Genomic DNA, 17,266 nt, shown 5'->3' with positions numbered 1-17,266 from the left:
CCTCATCTTTCGGTCTCAGTGGCCGTGCGGGCCTTCCCAGACGCCGGGGGCAAGGCGTTCGTCCTCAGCGCCTTCCGAGCCGTGCGCCAGCACGAAGCGGCGGTCGCAGTAGGGGCATTCGACGAAGTCGGCCTCGCCCATCTCCAGCCAGACCCTGGGATGGCCGAGCGCGCCGCCGACGCCGTCACAGGCGATGCGCCCCGAGCGCACGGTGATGGTCTCCGGCGCGGGCAGGGTGGACGACAACGCGGGCTCGGCCGGCATAGGCTCGGGCCGGGTCTGGGCGTCTGCGCCGAGGTTGCGGGGTCTGCGGGCCATCTTGGGTCTTTAGTCTCTGAGTCTGGAATTTTACGGCCGCTTGGCGTTGCGCTTGAGCCGGCCTAGGTATGCGCCACCGCCTCGGCGCGTCAATCGATTGGACGGCGAATGGACCTTCCCGACAACGCCATTGAGATCATCGGCCTGGTGAAGACCTACCCGGCGACCAAGACCACGCCGCAGATGCACGCCCTGAAGGGCGTCGACCTGGCGATCCCGCGCGGCTCGATCTTCGGCCTGCTTGGGCCGAACGGAGCCGGCAAGTCGACGATGATCAACATCATGGCGGGGCTCTGCAAGAAGACCTCTGGCACGGTGCGCATCTGGGGTCGCGACATCGACACCCGCGCCCGCGACGCCCGCGCCGCGATCGGCGTGGTGCCGCAGGAGATCGCCGCCGACCCGTTCTTCACCCCGCGCGAGTCGCTGGAGGTGCAGGCCGGCATGTACGGGGTGCCGCGGGCCGAACGCCGCACCGACGAACTGCTGACCGCGCTGGGCCTCGCCGACAAGGGCGACGCCTATGTGCGCCAGCTGTCTGGCGGCATGAAGCGGCGGCTGATGGTCGCCAAGGCGATGACCCACAACCCGCCGGTGCTGATCCTCGACGAGCCCACCGCGGGCGTCGACGTGGAGCTGCGCCGCCAGCTCTGGTCCTATGTGCTGGAGCTGAACCGCCGCGGCGTGACCATCGTGCTGACCACCCACTACCTGGAGGAGGCCGAGGAGCTCTGCGACCACATCGCCATCATCAACCGCGGCGAGGTGGCGGTGAGCGAGCCGACGGCGACGCTGCTGCGCCGACTCGACACCCGCAACGTGGTGGTGACCCCGGAGGAGCCGGTGACCGAGGCGCCGGCGCTTGAGGGCTTCGAGACCAAGCTTCGCCCGGGCGGCGCCTTCTCGGTGACCTATCGCACGGGCCAGTCCAGCGTCGAGCAGGTGTTGGCCGCGCTGCGCGCCAGCGGCCTGCACATCCGCGACATCGCCACCGAGGATCCGGACCTGGAAGACGTGTTCCTGTCGCTGACCTACGCCGCCCCGCAGGCCGAACCCGCCTAAGCCTTTGCGGCCCCCGCGCCTTTCGGTTAGAGAAGCGCCCTGCTCGCAGACCGCACCCGTAGCTCAGCTGGATAGAGCGTTGCCCTCCGAAGGCAAAGGTCACACGTTCGAATCGTGTCGGGTGCGCCAGCAGCATCAACAACGCAGCTATTCTGGCGAATGGCGTTGCGTCGCTGAAGTCGCCACGCGGGCCTAGTCGAGCTGAAGCAGACCTTCGACGTCGCACCGTGAGCCTTGCCCGGCGCACAGCCGGCGTTCCGTCGCGCGCCGAGGTCGAGATCGAGCGCACGCGTAGACCGCGGCTGGTTCATGATCTGCGGGCGGCCTTTTTCGCCACCACTGAGAAGCTCAGCGCCGGGTCGCCGTCAGCCGTCACGAGGCCGCGGATAAAGACCAGGCTTCGGCCGCCGCGGATCACTTCGCCGCCAGCCTCAACAAGAGCGCCGGCCGAGACCGCGCCCACGAATTCGGCGTTGAACGCAGCCGTCACCGACCAGTCGTCACTCAGGGCGCTCATGCCGATCGCGAACGCGGAATAGTCGGCGAATGTCATCAGGCACCCCCCATGCATGAATCCGCTGGCGTTCATGTGGCGCGGTTCTGCCCGAAACGCGCAGCGGATCGCGCCATCGGCTCCCGCACGCCAATAGAACGGCCCCACCATGCTTTCGAAGGCGTCCAATTCGCCCCAGGTGCGCCAGCCGGCCCAGGGGCCTTCGATCACATCGATCACACCGTCGGGCCAGACCGTCGCTTGTTCCGCCATCAATCGCTCCCAACAGTTCCTGCGCTCGTGAGCGACTATGGTTCGGCGGAGCCTGTCGGTCCGACTGAGATCGCTGTCTTCGTCGGCCTGCCACCGGTCGAACCCTTCGCGTCCCTCGCCTAAGCGACCGCACGCACCGAAGCGGGGTCGACGGGGCGCGAGCGGCCGACGCCCCTGGCCGAGAACAGGTGTTCGATCGGACCCGGGAAATCCGCAGGGTTTTCCAGCATCGCGCGGATGTGTTCGCTCACCTCGCGGTCGGTGATCCAGTTGTACTTGGGATCATCGCCCTTGGCCTTGTCCTCGGTGGTGACCATGGCGCCGATGATCAGCTCGCGGATCGCGATGCGATGGTTCTCCAGCTCGTGGTCGAGATAGCGGAACATGGTCCGTTGCGCCGACTGGATCATCGAATTGTAGCTGTAGTGAGGGAAAATCCGGTCGGCCATGGCGCCGCCCAGGCCGATATAGATCCCGCCGTCGACGACGATCGGAACGAAAGTCTTGGCGGCGACGAAATGGGTGATCAGGTTGGCGTGCACGATCGCCAGCAGGTCAGCGGAACTCCATTCCACCAGCGTCTTGCCCTGCGGCCTGGCGCCGCTCAGGCCGGCGAGCACGCCGTCAACCCGATCGACCCGCGCGCGGACGCCCTGCAGCAAGGTCGCAGCCGCAGCCTCGTCGTGGACGCTCCCTTCGATCAGGTGAAAGGATCGGCCGGCGTGGCGATTCCGCAGGGCCTCGGCCTTGGGACCGCCCCGGCTCGTCGCCAGGACGCTATGGCCTGCATCAAGCAAGGCGGCGATGACGCCGCTGCCCACATCGCCGGTACCGCCCAGAATCAAGAACTGCTTCATCGCTTCGCTCTCCATGCCTCTGTTCTTTGTGGCGATCGGAACGGCCGCAACCTGCCGATCATGGACCGGCGCATATCCCGCATCAATCGGGTCCGGCGCCCGATGGCGAGGTCGTCGCGCGAGCTTTGACCTGCTAACGTCGCCGCCTGTGACGGGAGCAAGCCTCATGAGCCAGACCGAAGTCAGCCAACCCGAAATCGGCAAGACCCTGGAGGCGGGCGGCGTCTCGACCAACTACCACGACCACGGCGCAGGGCCGCCGGTGCTGCTGATCCATGGATCGGGGCCGGGCGTCAGCGCCTGGGCCAACTGGTCGCGCAACATCCCCGTCCTGGCGAAGGACTTCCGGGTGATCGCCCCGGACCTGGCGGGCTTCGGCTATAGCGGCGCGATCGCCGGCGGCGTGCGCGACAAGGCGGTGTGGACCCGCCAGCTCGTCGGCGTGCTGGATGCGTTGAAGCTCGACAAGGTCAGCGTTGTCGGCAACTCGTTCGGCGGCGGCATGGCGATCGCGCTAATGGTCGCCCACCCCGACCGGGTGGAGCGCGCGGTGCTGATGGGCTCGGTGGGCCTGAAGTCGCCGATCAGCGAGTCGCTCGACTACCTCTGGGGCTATCAGCCGAGCCTCGAGAATATGCGCAAGGCGATCGAGCGGCTGGTCTACGACCAGAGCCGGATCACCGAGGAGCTGGTGCAGATGCGCCACCAGGCGAGCTCGCGTCCCGAGTCGTACGCGCCCTATGCGGCGACCTTCGGCCAGGCGCCGCGGCAGAACGCGCTCGACATGCTGGCCAGCGACGAGGCCCAGATCGCCGCGATCACCCAGGAGGTGCTGATCCTCCACGGCGCCTTCGACCGTGTGATTCCGCTGGAGACCTCGGTGCGGTTGAACCGGCTGATCCGCAACTCGGACCTGCACAGCTTCGCCGGCGCCGGCCACTGGGTGCAGATCGAGCGCGCTGCGAGCTTCAACCGCATGGTCGCCCAGTTCATCAGGCACGGACTGAACGCGTAGCGGCTAAGGCCGGGCGAACCCGCTGCGCAGCGCCAGCCACCGCTAGTTTTTCTGCGTCTGACAATGGATTCATGCACAAACTGCCCTCGTGGAAGGCCGCGCGCTCGTCGGCGCTTAGGCGATCAACTATCTTTCACGAGAAAATCTAAGGGAGCCGCGGACACGCACCCGCGGCGGGGGTGGACGACGGATGCTTTCGCAGCGCGGCCGCTATGCACTGAAGGCGCTCATCAACCTCGCCCGTTTGGAGCAGGGGTCGCGGCAGGTCAGCGCCATCGCCGCCGAGGAGAACATCCCGCGGAAGTTCCTCGAGGCGATCATGTCCGACATGCGACGCGCCCATCTCGTTGAAAGCGCGCGGGGAAAGATGGGCGGCTACAAGCTCGCGCGTCCCGCCGACCTGATCACCTTCGGCGATGTGATCCGCATCACCGACGGCCCGCTGGCGCTGATCCCCTGCGCCAGCCGCAACTTCTACCGCCGTTGTGACGACTGCCACGACGAAGGCGCCTGCATCCTGCGTCGGATCATGTCGCGCGTGCGCAACGAAGTGTCCGAGATCCTCGATCGCACGACCCTCGCCGACGCCCTCGCCGGCCTCGCCGATCCGCTGCTGATCGACGAAGACGAGCTGCTGGACGGCCCGCCCCGCCCGGTCGAACAGGCCTGACGGTGTCAGCCGTGCTGTAGGGTGGGTCTAGAATTTCCGGCGGGTTTCCGCGCCAGAACTCGCCTTTCTCACTCATACTAAATAGCAGGCATTTAGACGCAGCCGCGTCGCCCCTCACCCTTTCGCCTTGCCCAGCACGAACTCGGCCATCTCATCGTGGCGGGCGAACCAGACATCGCCCGGCTGCTGGAAGTAGCTGAGGATCTTGGCGAACATCGAGGCCATCATCGGCCTGCCGCCGAAGTGGGTGTGCAGGGTCAGGTTGATGATCTCGGCCTGGCCGCTGGTGCGCAGGAAATCGAAGGTGTCGCAGTAGACGTTGAGGAAATCCCGGGGGCTGCCGCGCAGCACCCGATTGTCGGTGAAGTCGCTGTGCATCAGGGCGACGATGTCGCCCTTCGGCGTCGTCACCACATACGGCAGGTCGGTGTCGTTGTAGTCGCCGTGCCAGGTATAGCCGCGCTCGGCCAGGATCTCGGCGGTGAGCGGCGTCGGCGTCATGCGCGGGCTGGCCCAGCCCAGCGGACGCGCGCCGGTGACGCCCTGGATGATCTCGCCGCAGCGGTCGATCATCGCGCGCTCCTGGTCAGGCGGCATATAGGCCACCAGCTGGTCCTGCGTATAGGAGTGGCCGGCGATCTCATGACCCTGGGCGTGCAGGGCTCGGGCGCTGTCGGGATAGCGCTCGATGGCGTGGGCGTTGACCGCGAAGGTCGCCTTGACGCCGGCGTCGGCCAGCACCTTGGCCAGGCGCCAGACCCCGGTCTCGCCGCCGTATTCGGCCCAGGAGATGCCCTGCAGGTCGACGACGCCGTCGCGCAACGGGCTGGCCATCGGCGAATAGGGCGGCGATTTCCCCGCCGGCCAGGTCTCGTACATCACCGTGACGATGACCGCGATCTTGCCGCCGTTGGGCCAGGCCTCGATCCTGGGCGGCTTCAACGCCCCATGTCCTTGGCGGTCTTTCCAGCGATGCCCCAATCGGTGCTGGGGACTTCCTGGATGATCACGCGGATCGACTCGACCGGCGCGTCCAGCGATTCCGAGATCGCCTTGGTGACGGCGATGATCATCGCCTTCTTCTTCTCTACGGAGCGGCCTTCGATCAGGTTCACGATGGCGACAGGCATGCGGCTTCCTCCCGGCGTTTTCTGGTTAGCTCTCGCGCTGGCGGACCGGCGCGGGCGTCGACAGCAAGGCCGTTCGCTCAGCTTGCGTCAACGGCCTCCATCGGCCTTCCGGCAGATCGCCCAGGGTCAACGGCCCGATCCGCACGCGCAACAGGTCGACCACCGACAGGCCGACCAGATCGCACATACGGCGGATCTGGCGGTTGCGCCCTTCCTGCAGGATGAAACGAAGCTGCTGGTCGCCCATGCGGTCGACGCGCGCCGGGCGCAATTGACGGCCGTCGAGCTGCAGGCCGTGGCGAAGCTGTTTCAGCTTGCGCTCGCTGATCTCGCCAGCGACCCGGACCAGGTACTCCTTCTCCATCTCGGACGCCGGCCCGATCACCGCCTTGGCCAGCACGCCGTCCTCGGTCAGAACCAGCAACCCACGCGAATCCATGTCGAGCCGCCCGATCGGCGCCAGGCGGTTGGCGGAACCGGGAATGGTGGTCGCTTCGCCCCACAGAGTTTCGCGGGTCAGCAGCCGCACGGCCGGGATCTGCTGGCCTTCCGGCTGGGAGGAGACCACGCCCATCGGCTTATGGATCACCACGCTGAGCGTCGCCTCCAGCAGCGCCTCGGCGCGGTCGGAGAGGGTCAGGGTCTGGCCGGGGAGGATCTTGCGGCCCACGTCGTCGACGCGCTCGCCGTCGACGCTCACCAGGCCCTGGGCGATCAGGCTCTCGGCCTCGCGGCGCGAGCAGACGCCGTTCTGGGCCAGCCAGCGGTTGACCCGCTGCGGTTCGGCTTCGTCATAGCGGCGGGTCCAGGCCATGGCCGTGCATCGCGCGCCGCAGCGACCCTGTCCAGACCTGCGCAGCTCCGCATTGTGGCGATGCGGCGACACAGTTAGGCTTCTTCGCGATCACCCAACCCAATCGGAGACGCAGCCCCATGTCCTTGTTCAGCCGCTCGACCTGGCTGCTCGCCGCCGGCGCCGTGCTCGCGGTGGCCACTGTCGCCCAGGCCCACGTCACCATCGGCCCGAAGGAATCGCCGCTGGGCGTGCGCGAGAAGTACGTCATGCGCGTGCCCAACGAGCGCAAGACCGCGACAGTGAAGGTCGAGGGCTTCTTCCCGGCCGGGCTGAAGATCAGCAGCTTCGAGGACAAATGCGGCTGGAAGGTCGAGACCACCCGCGACGCGTCGGGCGCCATAGTCTCGGCGGTGTGGACCGGCGAGGTGCCGGTCGATGGTTACGCCGAGTTCGGGATCATCGCGATCAACCCGAAGGAAGGCGCGACCCTGGCCTGGAAATTCAACCAGACCTACGCCGACGGCACGGTGGTGGAATGGAGCGGACCCAAGGGTTCGAAGACGCCAGGACCGATCGTCACCTTGACGCCTGCGCCGGAAACGGCCCCTGCGCCGGCGGCGGCCGCGCACTAACCCCCTCCGTCACGCCCCTGCGGGGCGCGCCACCTCCCCCGTTCCACAGGGGAGGAGCAAAGCGCCACCTCCCCTGCGAGGCGAGGTCGGAGGGGGCTTTCGCCCTCTCCACAAGCAACGATCTCGCTCAGACCGTCGCGATCGGATTGACCGGTGATCCCACCGCGCCCGGCAGGCGCAACGGCGGCGCGGTCAGCAGGAAACGGCTGCGACCGTTGGCCGCCAGCCAATCGGCCAGCGGCGTCAGCCACCATAGCTCGCCCAGCGGCAGGCCGAGCTTGAACAGGCAGAGTTCGTGCAAGGGCAGCAGGGCGTGGCGACCGTCGCCTGCGTGCTCGTACGGGCGGGCCTCCACCGCATAGTTGTCAGCGGCGATGGCGGCGATCCCGCTGTCGTCGATCCAGCGCAGCAGCCGCGCATCGGCGCCGTCCAGCACCGCGCCGCAGGCGTCCAGCCGCGCCTTGTCCGGCGCCCCGGCCATCTCTACGATCGCTTCGGCGAAGCCTGTATGGACACAAAGCACGTCGCCGCGCTCGACCTCCGCGCCCTGCGCCTGCAGCGCCCGCATCAGGTCGTCATAGCCGACGCTGTGGCGCCCGTCGCCAAACGCGCGGCGCACGTCGGCCATCACGCCACGGCCCTGCACGCCGTGAACGGCGGCGTTCTCGATGCCCAGCGCGCCGGCGCTGGAGGCTCCCTGCGGGTTGTCGGCAGGGGTGAGGAACAGGCCTTCCGGGCGGTAACCGTTATAGAACACCGTCTCGGCTTCGCCGTCGCCGTCCGCATCGAACTGCGCACCGACGTGGCTGAGCGCGTCCCACTGGGTGGAGTACTGCAGGCACAGCGTCACCATGTCGTCGCAGACGACCTCGGTGGTGTTATAGGCCTCACGGAACGGCCGCAGGAAATTCATCTCCCCCGCCGGCGTCGTGGTCGGGCGAAGCTGCGGCGGATGGCGCGACGGGTTGAGCACCGCCCCGCCCGGAAGGTCCAGCGGCAGGCTGAGGCTGAAGGTGCGCCCTTCGCGCACCTCGGCGACGCCCTGGCGCACCTTCTCGGGCGTCATCAGGTTCAGACGGCCGAGTTGGTCGTCGTCGCCGAATTCACCCCAGTTGGCGCCCTCAGGGCGGACCTTCCAGCGCCGGGTCACGCGAAGCTCGCATCGAGCACGCCCAGCCTGTCGAACTCCAGCCGCACGGCGTCGCCCGGATGAACGAACACCGCGTCGGTCAGCGCGCCGGCCAGAGCCACCTGACCAGCCTTCAGCGGTCGGCCGAGCTCGGAGGCCCGCGTCGCCAGCCAGGCAAGAGCTTCCCAGGGATCGCCCAGGATCGCGGCGCCAGAGGCGGTGGCCATGACCTCACCGTTCTTGCTGTAGACCATGCCCACCAGCTTGAGCTCGTAGTCGCTGGAGACCGGCGTCTCCGGGCCGAGCACGACACGCGCGGCCGAGGTGTTGTCGGCGATCACGTCGCCCAGGCCGAACTTGAAGTCCTTGAAGCGGCTGTCGATGATTTCCAGCGCCGGCATCACCGTGGCGGCGGCGGCCTTCGCCTGGGCGACCGTGGTCGGGCCGTTCAGGTCGCGGCCCAGACGGAACGCGATCTCCGGTTCGGCGCGCGGATGGATCAGCGGCTTGGTGTCGACGACGCCGCCGTTGGACACCAGGCCCGAGCCCAGCAGGTGCCCCAGGATCGGCTGCAGCACGCCCATGGTCTGCTGCTTGGCCTTGCTGGTCAGGCCGGTCTTGAGGCCGACGATCTGCTCGCCGCGGGCGAGCTTGTCGGCGATGCCTTCGAACTGCAGGCGGTAGGCCTCGTCTTCGCCGACCAGGCCTTGGGGATCGATGCGATCGATCTCGCGGCGCTCGCGCTCGGCGGCCAGCAGGGTGACAGTGCGGGGGTCCATGGTGCTCATTGTCCGTTCGCCATCAGTGCGCGCATCAGGGCATAGCCTTCTTCCGGCGCCGCGTTCAGCGAGCTGCCATTGGTGTTCGGGCGGATCCACAGCCAGGATCCGGGAATATTTTGGTGCAGTTCGAAGCAATGACCCAGAGGGTGGACCACCTCACGCTCGTCGCCGCGTAGGATCAGGGTCGGGACTCGAACCCCTTTGGACGTTTCGCGCAGGCTGTAGTGGTCCTGCAGCTCCGGCTTGTTGCGGATGCTCATGTAGTTGGCCAGGACGTTTCGCCAGTCGGTCCCGTGTTGGTCCTCGCGCATCTTCTGGTCGGCTTCAGGCAGGTTGCCGAACGAGCCGAGGTTGACGTTCAGCGCGGTGTTGGTGGCGCCCTCCATGGCGATGATCGGCAACTCCAGCGTCAGGGTTTTCACCAGCGCCGGATGATCGATGGCCAGCCGCAGGGCGACGCGGGCGCCCAGGCTGATGCCGAAGGCATGCACACGCTGCAGGCCCAGGTGATCCAACAGGGCCTTGGCGTCGTCGATCCAGGCCGACGGCGGCATCTCGCTGACGTGGGCGCTGCGGCCCATGGCGCGCATGTCCGGCACGATCACCCGGTGGGTCTTCGACAGAGCTAGGGCGTGGTGGGCCAGGGAGACGCTGGACTGCGAGGCGCCATGGAACATGATCAACGGCTCGCCCTCGCCGTGATCCTCCCAATAGTGCTGCAAGCCGTTGATGATCGCCTCAGGCATCGTCGCCTCCCATGGATTCTTGTCTGTTTCGCGTGTGAGCCCGCGAATGGTCGAACCTTAGGGGCGTATCACCGCCCTGGCCAGATGGACGTCACATGGCGTCAACCTGCGGCGACGTCCAGCAACGCCCGGGTGTAGCCCTCGACCACCAGGCTGATCGGCGTTTCGTCGGCCAGGACCAGCACGGCGCGGTGGCGGATGATGTAGGGGCCCGGCGCGCCCGCCAGGATCTCGGCGTCCAGCGTGCGGCGGCGGAAACCGAGCGGCCGAACCACCGCGCCGAACGGCGTGCGGCTCTCATCCAGACACCGGTTCATCTCCGGCGTCAGGCGCGCGGGCACGTACCAGTTGTCGGCCTCCGACAGGATCGTTCCATCGACCAGGAGCTCGACTCGGCGATGGCGAACCAGGTCCCCGTCGCCGACTTCGAGCAGGGCGCGGGTCTCTGCATCGGCCGCACGCTCGTCGTCGCCGATGCGGCAGGCGCTCACCTCGGCGCACGCCACGCCGCGCCACCTGGCCAGGGTCTCGGTGGCGCTGTCATGCTGCAGGAGCTGACGATTTAGCGCCTCGACGCGGGCCCGATGCTCTGGGCTCATACTGGTACGCGACTCCTTGACGCTCTCGAGCCGCGCGCCGCGTGTCAGGTCGCGGGCGGGCGCTCGCCGTTCGGCTTCTGGTAGTGCAGGACGCGCATAACGTTGTCGACCACGCCGGTGATCATCATCGGGCTGCCGACCTCGCGGCCCATATCCATGGCGATTCCGACGTCTTTCAGCGCGATCTGCATGCGCCCCGCGTAACTGGGATCGATGCGGCCCTGCATGAAGCCGGCGAACGAGTTCATCAATCGCGCGAGCCCGTGGTCGGGAGCGATGGCGTTGGCGCGCCCGTACTCCTTGAGCATGTTGGAGTCCGCGAACCCGCCGGCCAGCGCCTGGGGCAACAGGTCGGAGTCCAGACCGAAGCACTGCGACAGACTGCACGCCTCGGCGATGGCCATCATCGTCGCGAAGTTGATGACCTGGTTGCATATTTTGGTCGCCTGGCCGGCGCCCTGGCCGCCCATGTGGGTGATGGTGCCCGAGTAGGCGGCGATCATCGGCCGAGCCCGCTCGAATTCCTCGGTGGTTCCGCCGGCGAAGGACGCCAGCGTCCCGGCCTGGGCGCCGCCCGGCCCGCCGGACACCGGGGCGTCCACCCAGCCGATGCCGTGCTCGGCGCGTAGGCGCTGGGCCATCTCGATGGTGACCTTGGGGTGGAGGGTGGAATTGTCGACGATGAGCTTCGTGCGGCCGCCGGCGGCGACTCCCTGCGGGCCGAACACCACCGCCTCGACCGCGTAGGCGCTGTCCAGGCAGAGGAAGACGGTGTCGGTGGCTGCGCCGACCTCGGCCGCCGAGCCTGCGGCCCGGGCGCCCTTGGCGATCAGCGGCCGCATCTTGTCCGACGTGCGGTTCCAGACCGTCAGGTCGAAGCCCGCCAGCGCGATCCGCTCGGCCATCGGCGCGCCGATGGCGCCAAGGCCGATGTAACCCACGCTCTGCGTCATTTGCGGTCCCTCCCGGCGCGACCACGGCCGGGGATTGAGCCCCCGGACGCTGCGCCGGGCTCAGCTAGCCAGATCGGGCCGGCCGGACCAAGACCTCAAAAACGTGGGCGTCGCCGATCAGGGTCGCGCGGGGACCTTGCCCGGCCAGGTCAGGAAGCCGTTCCCGTCGAGGCCGGCGGCGCCGGGGCTGGCGACACAGCAGGGGCCTCGCACGCTGCTGCGGCTCTCATAGACCGCGCCGCCGCTGCTGTAGCTGCGATGGGTCTCGGATTCCGAGTAGCTTTCCGAACGGCTGCGCTCGCCATAGACGCCGCCGGCGGTGCGGCCGGACTCCTGGTGGTGATAGCTATGGCCGCCGGAATAGCGGTCAGGCGTCGGCAGGCGGGGAGTCTCATCGCGATAGCGGACCGGCGGCGGCGGCGCGTAACGGCGGCGGCCGTCCTCGTACCACTGGCCGTCGTCAGCCGGCGCGGCGCGCTCGTAGCGGCGTTCCTGGGCTTGGCCGCGATAGGCGTGGCCGTCCTGATAGCGGCGATCGGAGTAGACCTCGTCGCGCTCATGGAACGACGGGCCGCCATAGACCCGGACGCCGGAGTCGCGACGATCGTCATAGCGGCGCTCTTCGTAACGGCCGCCGCGATCGTCGAAACGCTCGCGCGGCGGCGGGCCGCCAGCCAGGTCGTCATGGTCGCGCTGCTCGGCGCGGCGGTATTCGTAGCGCCCGGCAGGCGCGGCGTAGGCGGTGTGACGGACCGTTGAGCGCTTCGTCGCCGCAGCCTTGCCCGAGCGATGCGCGACCGCCTTGTGGGCCCTGGCCTTTTGGCCGCCGCTGGCCTTGGCGGTCTGCGGCAGGCAGGCCGGCGTCGGCGGGCAGGCGGTCGCGGGCATGGTCGCGGGCAGCGGCGCACGCGCGGCGACACCACTTTTCGAAGCTGGTTGATCGCAGGCCGCGAGAGCCAGAAGAGCGGCGAAGGGAAGGACGAGACGGAGGCGCATGAAGAATTCCGGACGCGTCTGTTGAAACCAAAACCCTAATTGCAGGATGCCGAGCCGTTAACGCTGTAGGTTTCACCCGCTGCGCGAAGAAAATCTCCAACCAGGTCGTCGTAGAGGTCCAGGCGCTTGTATTGGCGGAACTGTGGCGTGGCGCTTCGCCAAGCCTTAGCGAAGCCCGCGAGACGCGGCGGGTCGGCCAGCAGCGCGGCCAGCGGCTCCAGCGATACGCGGATGGTGAACACCGCGCCGCCCGTGCGCGGCAGACGGCGCAGGGTCTGGCGCTCGACGCGTATGCGCAGTTCTCGCCCCGCATCGGCGGGCGCCAGATCAGCGATCCGCGCACGCATCGGCGCGGGGTCGGGCGCGAACAGCTCCGGCGAATTGACCAGGGTCCAGTTGCGGCGCTCCAGCACGACGTCGGGACGCAGGGCTTCGAACACCCTTTGCACGCGGGCCAGGAACCGATCGCCGAAGCTGGGCACCGGGCCGTGCAACTCGGCCAGGGAGCAGCCGAGCGCTTCGCCGGCGGTGAAGAAGGTCGGAGCCGATAGGCTGAGTGCGGTCAGCCGCCAGGCGCCGTCCGTCTTCTCCATCAGGCAAAGGTCGTCGGTCACCCGTCGAGCGGCGGCGTACAGCGGCGGCAGGCCGCCGGGCGCCGGCTGCGCGCCCAGGGCCGCGCCGACCAGCGCGGCGACCTCCTCCTGGCCATCGCGCGACCCTTCGATTTCGCCCCAGACGAGATTGCGGTGGTCGGCGAACAGCGGGTCCTTGCGCAGCCAGGGCGCCGCCTCCCCGCCCTGCAGCCACGCCGTTGCAGGGATTGGGCGCAGGCCGATGGCGAAATCCGCGGCCTGTTCCCAAGGGCTCATGGGCGACGCCGCAAGATCATGGCCAGCGCCGCGGCCACGGCCACGCCGATGATGTTGGCCAGCATGTCGCGCCAGTCGCCGTCGCGGCCGAACCCCATGGTCGCCTGCAACACCTCGATGCCGGCGCCGAGCACCAGCATCGCCCCCACGAGGCGCCTGCAACGAGCCGGATAGAGGGCCAGGCCGAGGGCGGTGATCGTCATGTAGGCGATGGCGTGCTCCGCCTTGTCCCAGAACCGCGCCAGGCCCGGCACGTCCTCGCCTGGCGCGAGCGAGGCCCACAGCAGGGCGACGATCGCAGTCCCGAAGATCGCGGCCTTGAGCGCGGACGGCCAGCGCCAGGGGTGCAGGAGAAGTGACGGGGGCATCGCCCGCTGATAGCAGATCAGCGCAGTGCGCGAACGCCTTGCGCGCGTCATGGGCCGTCTCTAGCGTCGCGCCGTTGGTGAGGAACAGCATGGCGATCGAGGCGGTGATCTGGGATTTCGGCGGGGTGTTCACCACCTCGCCGTTCGAGGCGTTCGCCCGTTACGAGGCCGAGCGCGGGGCGCCGAAGGACCTGATCCGAAGGGTCAACACGCTGAACCCCGACACCAACGCCTGGGCGCGGTTCGAGCGCTCGGAGATCGACGCCGGGGCGTTCGACGGTCTGTTCCTGGAAGAATCCACCGCGCTCGGCCACGCCGTGCCCGGCCGTGACATCCTGCCGTTGCTGAGCGGCGCGGTCAGGCCGCGGATGGTGGCGGCGCTCGCGGCGTGCAAGCCGCTGTTCAAGGTGGGCTGCATCACCAACAACATGCGCACCGAACACAGCCCGGGCGCCGACGCCGGCCAGCGTGAGGCGGGCGACATCCGCATCGGCGACATCCTGGCGATGTTCGACGTGGTCATCGAGAGCGCCAAGGCGGGCGTGCGCAAGCCCGACCCGAAGATCTACCTGATGATGTGCGAGGCGCTCGGCGTCGAGCCGTGCGCCTGCGTCTACCTCGACGACCTCGGCATCAACTGCAAGCCCGCGGCGGCCCTGGGCATGAAGGCGATCAAGGTGGGCGACCCCGACGTGGCGCTGCGCGAACTGGGCGAAGCGGTCGGCCTCGACTTCGCGGCGGTGGCCGCGTGAGCCGCCCGGCCCGCATCGGCGCCGCTGCGGCGCTCGCCCGCCTGCCGGGCTGGAACGCCGTGGAAGGGCGCGACGCCATCCATCGGACCTTCGAGTTCGACGAGTTCAACGCGGCCTTCGGCTTCATGACCCGCGTGGCGATGATGGCCGAGACCATGCAGCATCATCCCGAGTGGTCGAACCTCTATGGCGAGGTCAGCGTCACACTGGCGACCCACGAGGTCGAGGGCGTCACCGAGCGCGACGTGATCATGGCCTCGTTCATGGACCAGTGCGCGCGGTCCAGCGGCGCCAAGTCCTGATCGCGAAGAAGGAGACACGGATGGCAGGACGGCTGGACGGCAAGAAGGCGTTCATCTCCGGCGCCGCCCAGGGGCTTGGGGCGGCGATCGCCGAGCGGTTCGTTGAGGAAGGCGCGCAGGTCAGCCTGGCCGACCTGAACCACGCCGGCGCGCAGGCCCAGGCGGCGGCGATCAACGCGTCCCACGGCGAGGGCCGGGCGTTCGCCTTTCCCCTGGACGTCACCCGCGAGGACCAGTGGATCTTCGCGCTGGAAGAGGCCGACGACGCCATGGGCGGGCTGTCGGTGCTGGTCAACAACGCCGGCATCATGCTCGGCGGCGACATCGAGAGCCTGTCGTTCGAGATCTGGAAACAGGTGATGGAGGTCAATGTCGACTCCGTCTTTCTGGGGTCGAAGCACGCACTGAAGTACATGCGCCGGAGCCAGCCGGGCTCGATCATCAACCTGTCGTCGATCGCCGGCCTGATCGCCGCGCACAATGCGCCGGCCTACAACACGTCCAAGGCTGGGGTGTGGCTGTTGTCCAAGAGCATCGCCCTGCACTGCGCCAAGCAGGGGCTGGATATCCGCTCGAACTCCCTGCATCCGACCTACGTCGACACGCCGATCCTCGATGACATCCGCGATCGGTTCGGCAGGGAGGAGGCCGAGGCGAAGCTGGCGCGCCAGGTCCCGCTGGGGCGGATCGGCGTACCGCGGGACGTCGCCGACGCGGCGGTCTACCTGGCGTCCGACGAGAGCCGGTTCATGACCGGAGCCGAACTCAAGCTGGACGGCGGCATCTCGGCGATGTGAGGCGAGCTCAAGGCCCGCGCCGAGTGGCGACGCCCTAGTTGAGCAGGAGCGTTCCCAGCAGCAGGCGCGCACCTTTCCTGCCCAGCACGCGGTCGGTCTCGCGTTGCAGCTCACGGGCCAGGAAGTCGGCGTTGGGTGCGGATGTCGGCGACAGGCCCGCAGCGTAGGTCTGGACGACCTGCACATAGGCCGCCCGAAGTCGCGGCAGGTTCAGCTCGGCGCGATTGCGCAGCGCCCCGTCCGGCACATCGATGCCGGTTTCGACGGTGAACACCCCGCGCTTGCCGCTCGGGCGGATCGCCGTGGCGGTCAGGGACGGGATCTGGATGTAGGACTCGCCGCCGCCTTTCTTCTTCTCGGCCTTCTTCCCGCTCGCGGCGGCCATGCCCGGAACGGCGCTGAGCAGGGCGATGGCGGCCAGGATGTCGCGGCGGTTCATGCCCGCTATGTGCGGCCGTCAGGGTTAGCGCCATCTTTACGCGGGGGGCCGAAGAGTGCGCGCCGACATCCACAGATTGCGGAGCCCCGCTTTGGGCCGGTTCGCGCCGACATCGCTAGACCTCGACGGCAAGGTCATCCTGGTGACCGGCGGCACAGGCTCGTTCGGCCGCCGTTTCGTCGAGAGCGTGCTGACCCGCGCGCGCCCACGCAAACTCATCGTCTATTCGCGCGACGAGTTGAAGCAGAGCGACATGCAGATCGACCTGCGCGAGCAGTTCGACGAGGCGACCCTGTCGGTGATGCGCTTCTTCCTGGGCGACGTGCGCGACCGCGAGCGGCTGACGCTGGCGCTGCGCGGCGTCGACATCGTCATCCACGCCGCCGCCCTGAAGCAGGTGCCGGCGGCCGAATACAATCCCTCGGAATGCATCCACACCAACGTCCTCGGCGCGGAAAACGTCGTCTGGGCCTGCCTGACCAACCGGGTGAAGCAGGTGGTGGCGCTGTCCACCGACAAGGCCTGCAACCCGATCAACCTGTATGGCGCGACCAAGCTCGCATCCGACAAGACCTTCGTCGCGGCGAATAACCTGTCCGGCGACATCGGCACGCGGTTCTCGGTGGTGCGCTACGGCAACGTGGCGGGATCGCGCGGCTCTGTCGCGCCGCTGTTCCGCCGGCTGATCGATAAGGGCGCGAGCGAACTGCCGATCACCGATCCCAGGATGACGCGGTTCTGGATCACCCTGAACCAAGGCGTCGACTTCGTGCTGTCCTCGCTGGACCTGATGCGCGGCGGCGAGATCTTCGTGCCGAAGATTCCCAGCATGAAGATGACCGATCTGGCCACAGCCATGGCCCCGAATCTGCCGATCAAGGTGGTGGGCATCCGCCCGGGCGAGAAACTGCACGAGATGATGATCTCCGTGGACGACGCGCGCACCACCCTCGACCTGGGCGACCGCTACGCCATCGAGCCGGCGTTCGTGGAATACACCCGCGGTCCCTTCACCAACGGCTGCACGACGGTGGACGAGGCCTTCTCCTACGCCAGCGACACCAATGACGACTGGCTGACCGGCGACGGCCTGCTGGCGATGCTCAGCAATGGCTGACGGCGTCCTGCCCTATGGTCGCCAGACCATCGAGGACGACGACATCGCCGCCGTGGCCGCCGCCCTGCGCGCCGACTTCCTGACCACCGGGCCGGCCGTCGACGCCTTCGAAGACGCCTTCGCCGCCGTGGTCGGCGCGCGGCATGCGGTGGCCTGCGCCAACGGCACGGC

Annotated in this window: 24 protein-coding genes and 1 tRNA gene; 10 read left to right on the top strand and 15 right to left on the bottom strand. The window is 68.3% G+C overall.

Annotated features, from left to right (window positions below):
• Window positions 1–15: 15 nt before the first annotated feature.
• Window positions 16–264, bottom strand: a complete 249-nt coding sequence (locus Q8M88_RS02950) for a zinc-finger domain-containing protein (protein WP_371132616.1) — start codon at window positions 262–264, stop codon at window positions 16–18.
• Between the two features lie 162 nt (window positions 265–426).
• Here Q8M88_RS02950 and Q8M88_RS02945 point away from each other — a divergent pair, with 162 nt between their 5' ends.
• Entirely contained in the window at window positions 427–1,380 is a 954-nt protein-coding gene (locus tag Q8M88_RS02945; RefSeq protein WP_305594755.1) for an ABC transporter ATP-binding protein, read from the top strand.
• Between the two features lie 52 nt (window positions 1,381–1,432).
• A tRNA-Arg gene (locus tag Q8M88_RS02940) sits at window positions 1,433–1,509 on the top strand.
• Window positions 1,510–1,687: 178 nt separating this feature from the next.
• Here Q8M88_RS02940 and Q8M88_RS02935 read toward each other — a convergent pair.
• Window positions 1,688–2,146 (bottom strand): PaaI family thioesterase, encoded by a 459-nt coding sequence (locus tag Q8M88_RS02935; RefSeq protein WP_305594754.1) that lies wholly within the window; start codon window positions 2,144–2,146, stop codon window positions 1,688–1,690.
• Window positions 2,147–2,265: 119 nt separating this feature from the next.
• Window positions 2,266–3,003, bottom strand: a complete 738-nt coding sequence (locus Q8M88_RS02930; protein ID WP_305594753.1) for an SDR family NAD(P)-dependent oxidoreductase — start codon at window positions 3,001–3,003, stop codon at window positions 2,266–2,268.
• Between the two features lie 166 nt (window positions 3,004–3,169).
• Here Q8M88_RS02930 and Q8M88_RS02925 point away from each other — a divergent pair, with 166 nt between their 5' ends.
• Window positions 3,170–4,018: an alpha/beta fold hydrolase gene (locus Q8M88_RS02925; RefSeq protein WP_305594752.1), complete on the top strand. Its 849-nt coding sequence runs from the start codon at window positions 3,170–3,172 to the stop codon at window positions 4,016–4,018.
• A 190-nt stretch (window positions 4,019–4,208) separates the two neighbouring features.
• Window positions 4,209–4,688 carry an Rrf2 family transcriptional regulator gene (locus Q8M88_RS02920; RefSeq protein WP_305594751.1) on the top strand — a complete coding sequence of 160 codons (480 nt, stop codon included), beginning with the start codon at window positions 4,209–4,211 and terminating at the stop codon, window positions 4,686–4,688.
• A gap of 114 nt (window positions 4,689–4,802) precedes the next feature.
• Here Q8M88_RS02920 and Q8M88_RS02915 read toward each other — a convergent pair whose 3' ends face one another.
• The 3 genes from Q8M88_RS02915 to Q8M88_RS02905 are packed head-to-tail and all read right to left on the bottom strand — an operon-like array spanning window position 4,803 to window position 6,632.
• Window positions 4,803–5,630 carry a polysaccharide deacetylase family protein gene (locus Q8M88_RS02915; protein WP_305594750.1) on the bottom strand — a complete coding sequence of 276 codons (828 nt, stop codon included), beginning with the start codon at window positions 5,628–5,630 and terminating at the stop codon, window positions 4,803–4,805.
• Entirely contained in the window at window positions 5,627–5,818 is a 192-nt protein-coding gene (locus tag Q8M88_RS02910; RefSeq protein ID WP_305594749.1) for a 2-hydroxymuconate tautomerase, read from the bottom strand. The genes Q8M88_RS02915 and Q8M88_RS02910 overlap by 4 nt, the downstream gene beginning before the upstream one ends.
• Window positions 5,819–5,843: 25 nt before the next feature.
• The gene (locus tag Q8M88_RS02905; protein ID WP_305594748.1) at window positions 5,844–6,632 is read right to left on the bottom strand and encodes a pseudouridine synthase; all 789 of its coding nucleotides are present in this window, start codon (window positions 6,630–6,632) and stop codon (window positions 5,844–5,846) included.
• A gap of 119 nt (window positions 6,633–6,751) precedes the next feature.
• Between Q8M88_RS02905 and Q8M88_RS02900 the strand changes: the two genes are divergently transcribed.
• Window positions 6,752–7,246 (top strand): DUF1775 domain-containing protein, encoded by a 495-nt coding sequence (locus tag Q8M88_RS02900; protein ID WP_305594747.1) that lies wholly within the window; start codon window positions 6,752–6,754, stop codon window positions 7,244–7,246.
• A 127-nt stretch (window positions 7,247–7,373) separates the two neighbouring features.
• Here Q8M88_RS02900 and Q8M88_RS02895 read toward each other — a convergent pair whose 3' ends face one another.
• From Q8M88_RS02895 to Q8M88_RS02860, 8 genes are all read right to left on the bottom strand, one after another.
• On the bottom strand, window positions 7,374–8,396 hold the full coding sequence (locus Q8M88_RS02895; RefSeq protein ID WP_305594746.1) for a cyclase family protein: 1,023 nt from the start codon (window positions 8,394–8,396) through the stop codon (window positions 7,374–7,376).
• A complete protein-coding gene (locus tag Q8M88_RS02890) occupies window positions 8,393–9,154 on the bottom strand; it encodes a 2-keto-4-pentenoate hydratase (protein ID WP_305594745.1) in 762 nt (253 codons plus the stop codon). The genes Q8M88_RS02895 and Q8M88_RS02890 overlap by 4 nt, the downstream gene beginning before the upstream one ends.
• Window positions 9,155–9,159: 5 nt before the next feature.
• Entirely contained in the window at window positions 9,160–9,903 is a 744-nt protein-coding gene (locus Q8M88_RS02885) for an alpha/beta fold hydrolase (protein ID WP_305594744.1), read from the bottom strand.
• A 101-nt stretch (window positions 9,904–10,004) separates the two neighbouring features.
• Entirely contained in the window at window positions 10,005–10,502 is a 498-nt protein-coding gene (locus Q8M88_RS02880; RefSeq protein WP_305594743.1) for a hypothetical protein, read from the bottom strand.
• A gap of 44 nt (window positions 10,503–10,546) precedes the next feature.
• Window positions 10,547–11,455: an NAD(P)-dependent oxidoreductase gene (locus Q8M88_RS02875; protein ID WP_305594742.1), complete on the bottom strand. Its 909-nt coding sequence runs from the start codon at window positions 11,453–11,455 to the stop codon at window positions 10,547–10,549.
• A 117-nt stretch (window positions 11,456–11,572) separates the two neighbouring features.
• Complete coding sequence (locus tag Q8M88_RS02870) at window positions 11,573–12,343, bottom strand: hypothetical protein (protein ID WP_305594741.1); 771 nt, start codon at window positions 12,341–12,343, stop codon at window positions 11,573–11,575.
• Window positions 12,344–12,486: 143 nt separating this feature from the next.
• A complete protein-coding gene (locus Q8M88_RS02865) occupies window positions 12,487–13,320 on the bottom strand; it encodes a heme-dependent oxidative N-demethylase subunit alpha family protein (protein ID WP_305594740.1) in 834 nt (277 codons plus the stop codon).
• Window positions 13,317–13,739 (bottom strand): hypothetical protein, encoded by a 423-nt coding sequence (locus Q8M88_RS02860; protein WP_305594739.1) that lies wholly within the window; start codon window positions 13,737–13,739, stop codon window positions 13,317–13,319. Before Q8M88_RS02860 ends, Q8M88_RS02865 begins: the two co-directional genes overlap by 4 nt.
• A gap of 38 nt (window positions 13,740–13,777) precedes the next feature.
• Here Q8M88_RS02860 and Q8M88_RS02855 point away from each other — a divergent pair, with 38 nt between their 5' ends.
• Genes Q8M88_RS02855 through Q8M88_RS02845 form a run of 3 tightly spaced genes read left to right on the top strand, consistent with a single transcriptional unit; the run spans window position 13,778 to window position 15,539 of the window.
• The gene (locus tag Q8M88_RS02855; RefSeq protein WP_305594738.1) at window positions 13,778–14,440 is read left to right on the top strand and encodes an HAD-IA family hydrolase; all 663 of its coding nucleotides are present in this window, start codon (window positions 13,778–13,780) and stop codon (window positions 14,438–14,440) included.
• On the top strand, window positions 14,437–14,742 hold the full coding sequence (locus tag Q8M88_RS02850; protein ID WP_305594737.1) for a 4a-hydroxytetrahydrobiopterin dehydratase: 306 nt from the start codon (window positions 14,437–14,439) through the stop codon (window positions 14,740–14,742). The genes Q8M88_RS02855 and Q8M88_RS02850 overlap by 4 nt, the downstream gene beginning before the upstream one ends.
• A gap of 20 nt (window positions 14,743–14,762) precedes the next feature.
• Complete coding sequence (locus Q8M88_RS02845; protein ID WP_305594736.1) at window positions 14,763–15,539, top strand: SDR family oxidoreductase; 777 nt, start codon at window positions 14,763–14,765, stop codon at window positions 15,537–15,539.
• 34 nt (window positions 15,540–15,573) lie between these two features.
• On the opposite strand, the gene Q8M88_RS02840 is transcribed toward Q8M88_RS02845, so the two are convergent.
• A complete protein-coding gene (locus Q8M88_RS02840) occupies window positions 15,574–15,978 on the bottom strand; it encodes a Tat pathway signal protein (protein ID WP_305594735.1) in 405 nt (134 codons plus the stop codon).
• Window positions 15,979–16,069: 91 nt separating this feature from the next.
• On the opposite strand from Q8M88_RS02840, the gene pseB reads away from it, so the two are divergent.
• Together pseB and Q8M88_RS02830 are read left to right on the top strand one after the other, a co-directional pair.
• The gene (gene pseB / locus Q8M88_RS02835) at window positions 16,070–17,095 is read left to right on the top strand and encodes a UDP-N-acetylglucosamine 4,6-dehydratase (inverting) (protein WP_305594734.1); all 1,026 of its coding nucleotides are present in this window, start codon (window positions 16,070–16,072) and stop codon (window positions 17,093–17,095) included.
• The coding region (locus Q8M88_RS02830) for a DegT/DnrJ/EryC1/StrS family aminotransferase (RefSeq protein ID WP_305594788.1) at window positions 17,088–17,266 on the top strand (179 nt) is incomplete at its 3' end. The genes pseB and Q8M88_RS02830, both read left to right, overlap by 8 nt.

Origin of the sequence: Phenylobacterium sp. (assembly GCF_030693805.1) — a bacterium.
Lineage (GTDB): Bacteria > Pseudomonadota > Alphaproteobacteria > Caulobacterales > Caulobacteraceae > Phenylobacterium.
Note: the sequence above shows the minus strand (reverse complement) of the source record. Positions and strands in the feature narration are given on the sequence as shown.

Bases quoted from the DNA above. Each gene is read 5' to 3' on its own strand.
- Q8M88_RS02945 (WP_305594755.1), top strand. From the start codon at position 427: ATGGACCTTCCCGACAACGCCATTGAGATCATCGGCCTGGTGAAGACC.
- Q8M88_RS02905 (WP_305594748.1), bottom strand. From the start codon at position 6,632: ATGGCCTGGACCCGCCGCTATGACGAAGCCGAACCGCAGCGGGTCAAC.
- Q8M88_RS02910 (WP_305594749.1), bottom strand. From the start codon at position 5,818: ATGCCTGTCGCCATCGTGAACCTGATCGAAGGCCGCTCCGTAGAGAAG.
- Q8M88_RS02925 (WP_305594752.1), top strand. From the start codon at position 3,170: ATGAGCCAGACCGAAGTCAGCCAACCCGAAATCGGCAAGACCCTGGAG.
- Q8M88_RS02930 (WP_305594753.1), bottom strand. From the start codon at position 3,003: ATGAAGCAGTTCTTGATTCTGGGCGGTACCGGCGATGTGGGCAGCGGC.
- Q8M88_RS02870 (WP_305594741.1), bottom strand. From the start codon at position 12,343: ATGCCCGCGACCGCCTGCCCGCCGACGCCGGCCTGCCTGCCGCAGACC.
- Q8M88_RS02900 (WP_305594747.1), top strand. From the start codon at position 6,752: ATGTCCTTGTTCAGCCGCTCGACCTGGCTGCTCGCCGCCGGCGCCGTG.
- Q8M88_RS02840 (WP_305594735.1), bottom strand. From the start codon at position 15,978: ATGAACCGCCGCGACATCCTGGCCGCCATCGCCCTGCTCAGCGCCGTT.
- Q8M88_RS02855 (WP_305594738.1), top strand. From the start codon at position 13,778: ATGGCGATCGAGGCGGTGATCTGGGATTTCGGCGGGGTGTTCACCACC.
- Q8M88_RS02845 (WP_305594736.1), top strand. From the start codon at position 14,763: ATGGCAGGACGGCTGGACGGCAAGAAGGCGTTCATCTCCGGCGCCGCC.
- Q8M88_RS02860 (WP_305594739.1), bottom strand. From the start codon at position 13,739: ATGACGCGCGCAAGGCGTTCGCGCACTGCGCTGATCTGCTATCAGCGG.
- Q8M88_RS02950 (WP_371132616.1), bottom strand. From the start codon at position 264: ATGCCGGCCGAGCCCGCGTTGTCGTCCACCCTGCCCGCGCCGGAGACC.
- Q8M88_RS02880 (WP_305594743.1), bottom strand. From the start codon at position 10,502: ATGAGCCCAGAGCATCGGGCCCGCGTCGAGGCGCTAAATCGTCAGCTC.
- Q8M88_RS02865 (WP_305594740.1), bottom strand. From the start codon at position 13,320: ATGAGCCCTTGGGAACAGGCCGCGGATTTCGCCATCGGCCTGCGCCCA.
- Q8M88_RS02885 (WP_305594744.1), bottom strand. From the start codon at position 9,903: ATGCCTGAGGCGATCATCAACGGCTTGCAGCACTATTGGGAGGATCAC.
- Q8M88_RS02920 (WP_305594751.1), top strand. From the start codon at position 4,209: ATGCTTTCGCAGCGCGGCCGCTATGCACTGAAGGCGCTCATCAACCTC.
- Q8M88_RS02875 (WP_305594742.1), bottom strand. From the start codon at position 11,455: ATGACGCAGAGCGTGGGTTACATCGGCCTTGGCGCCATCGGCGCGCCG.
- Q8M88_RS02890 (WP_305594745.1), bottom strand. From the start codon at position 9,154: ATGGACCCCCGCACTGTCACCCTGCTGGCCGCCGAGCGCGAGCGCCGC.
- Q8M88_RS02935 (WP_305594754.1), bottom strand. From the start codon at position 2,146: ATGGCGGAACAAGCGACGGTCTGGCCCGACGGTGTGATCGATGTGATC.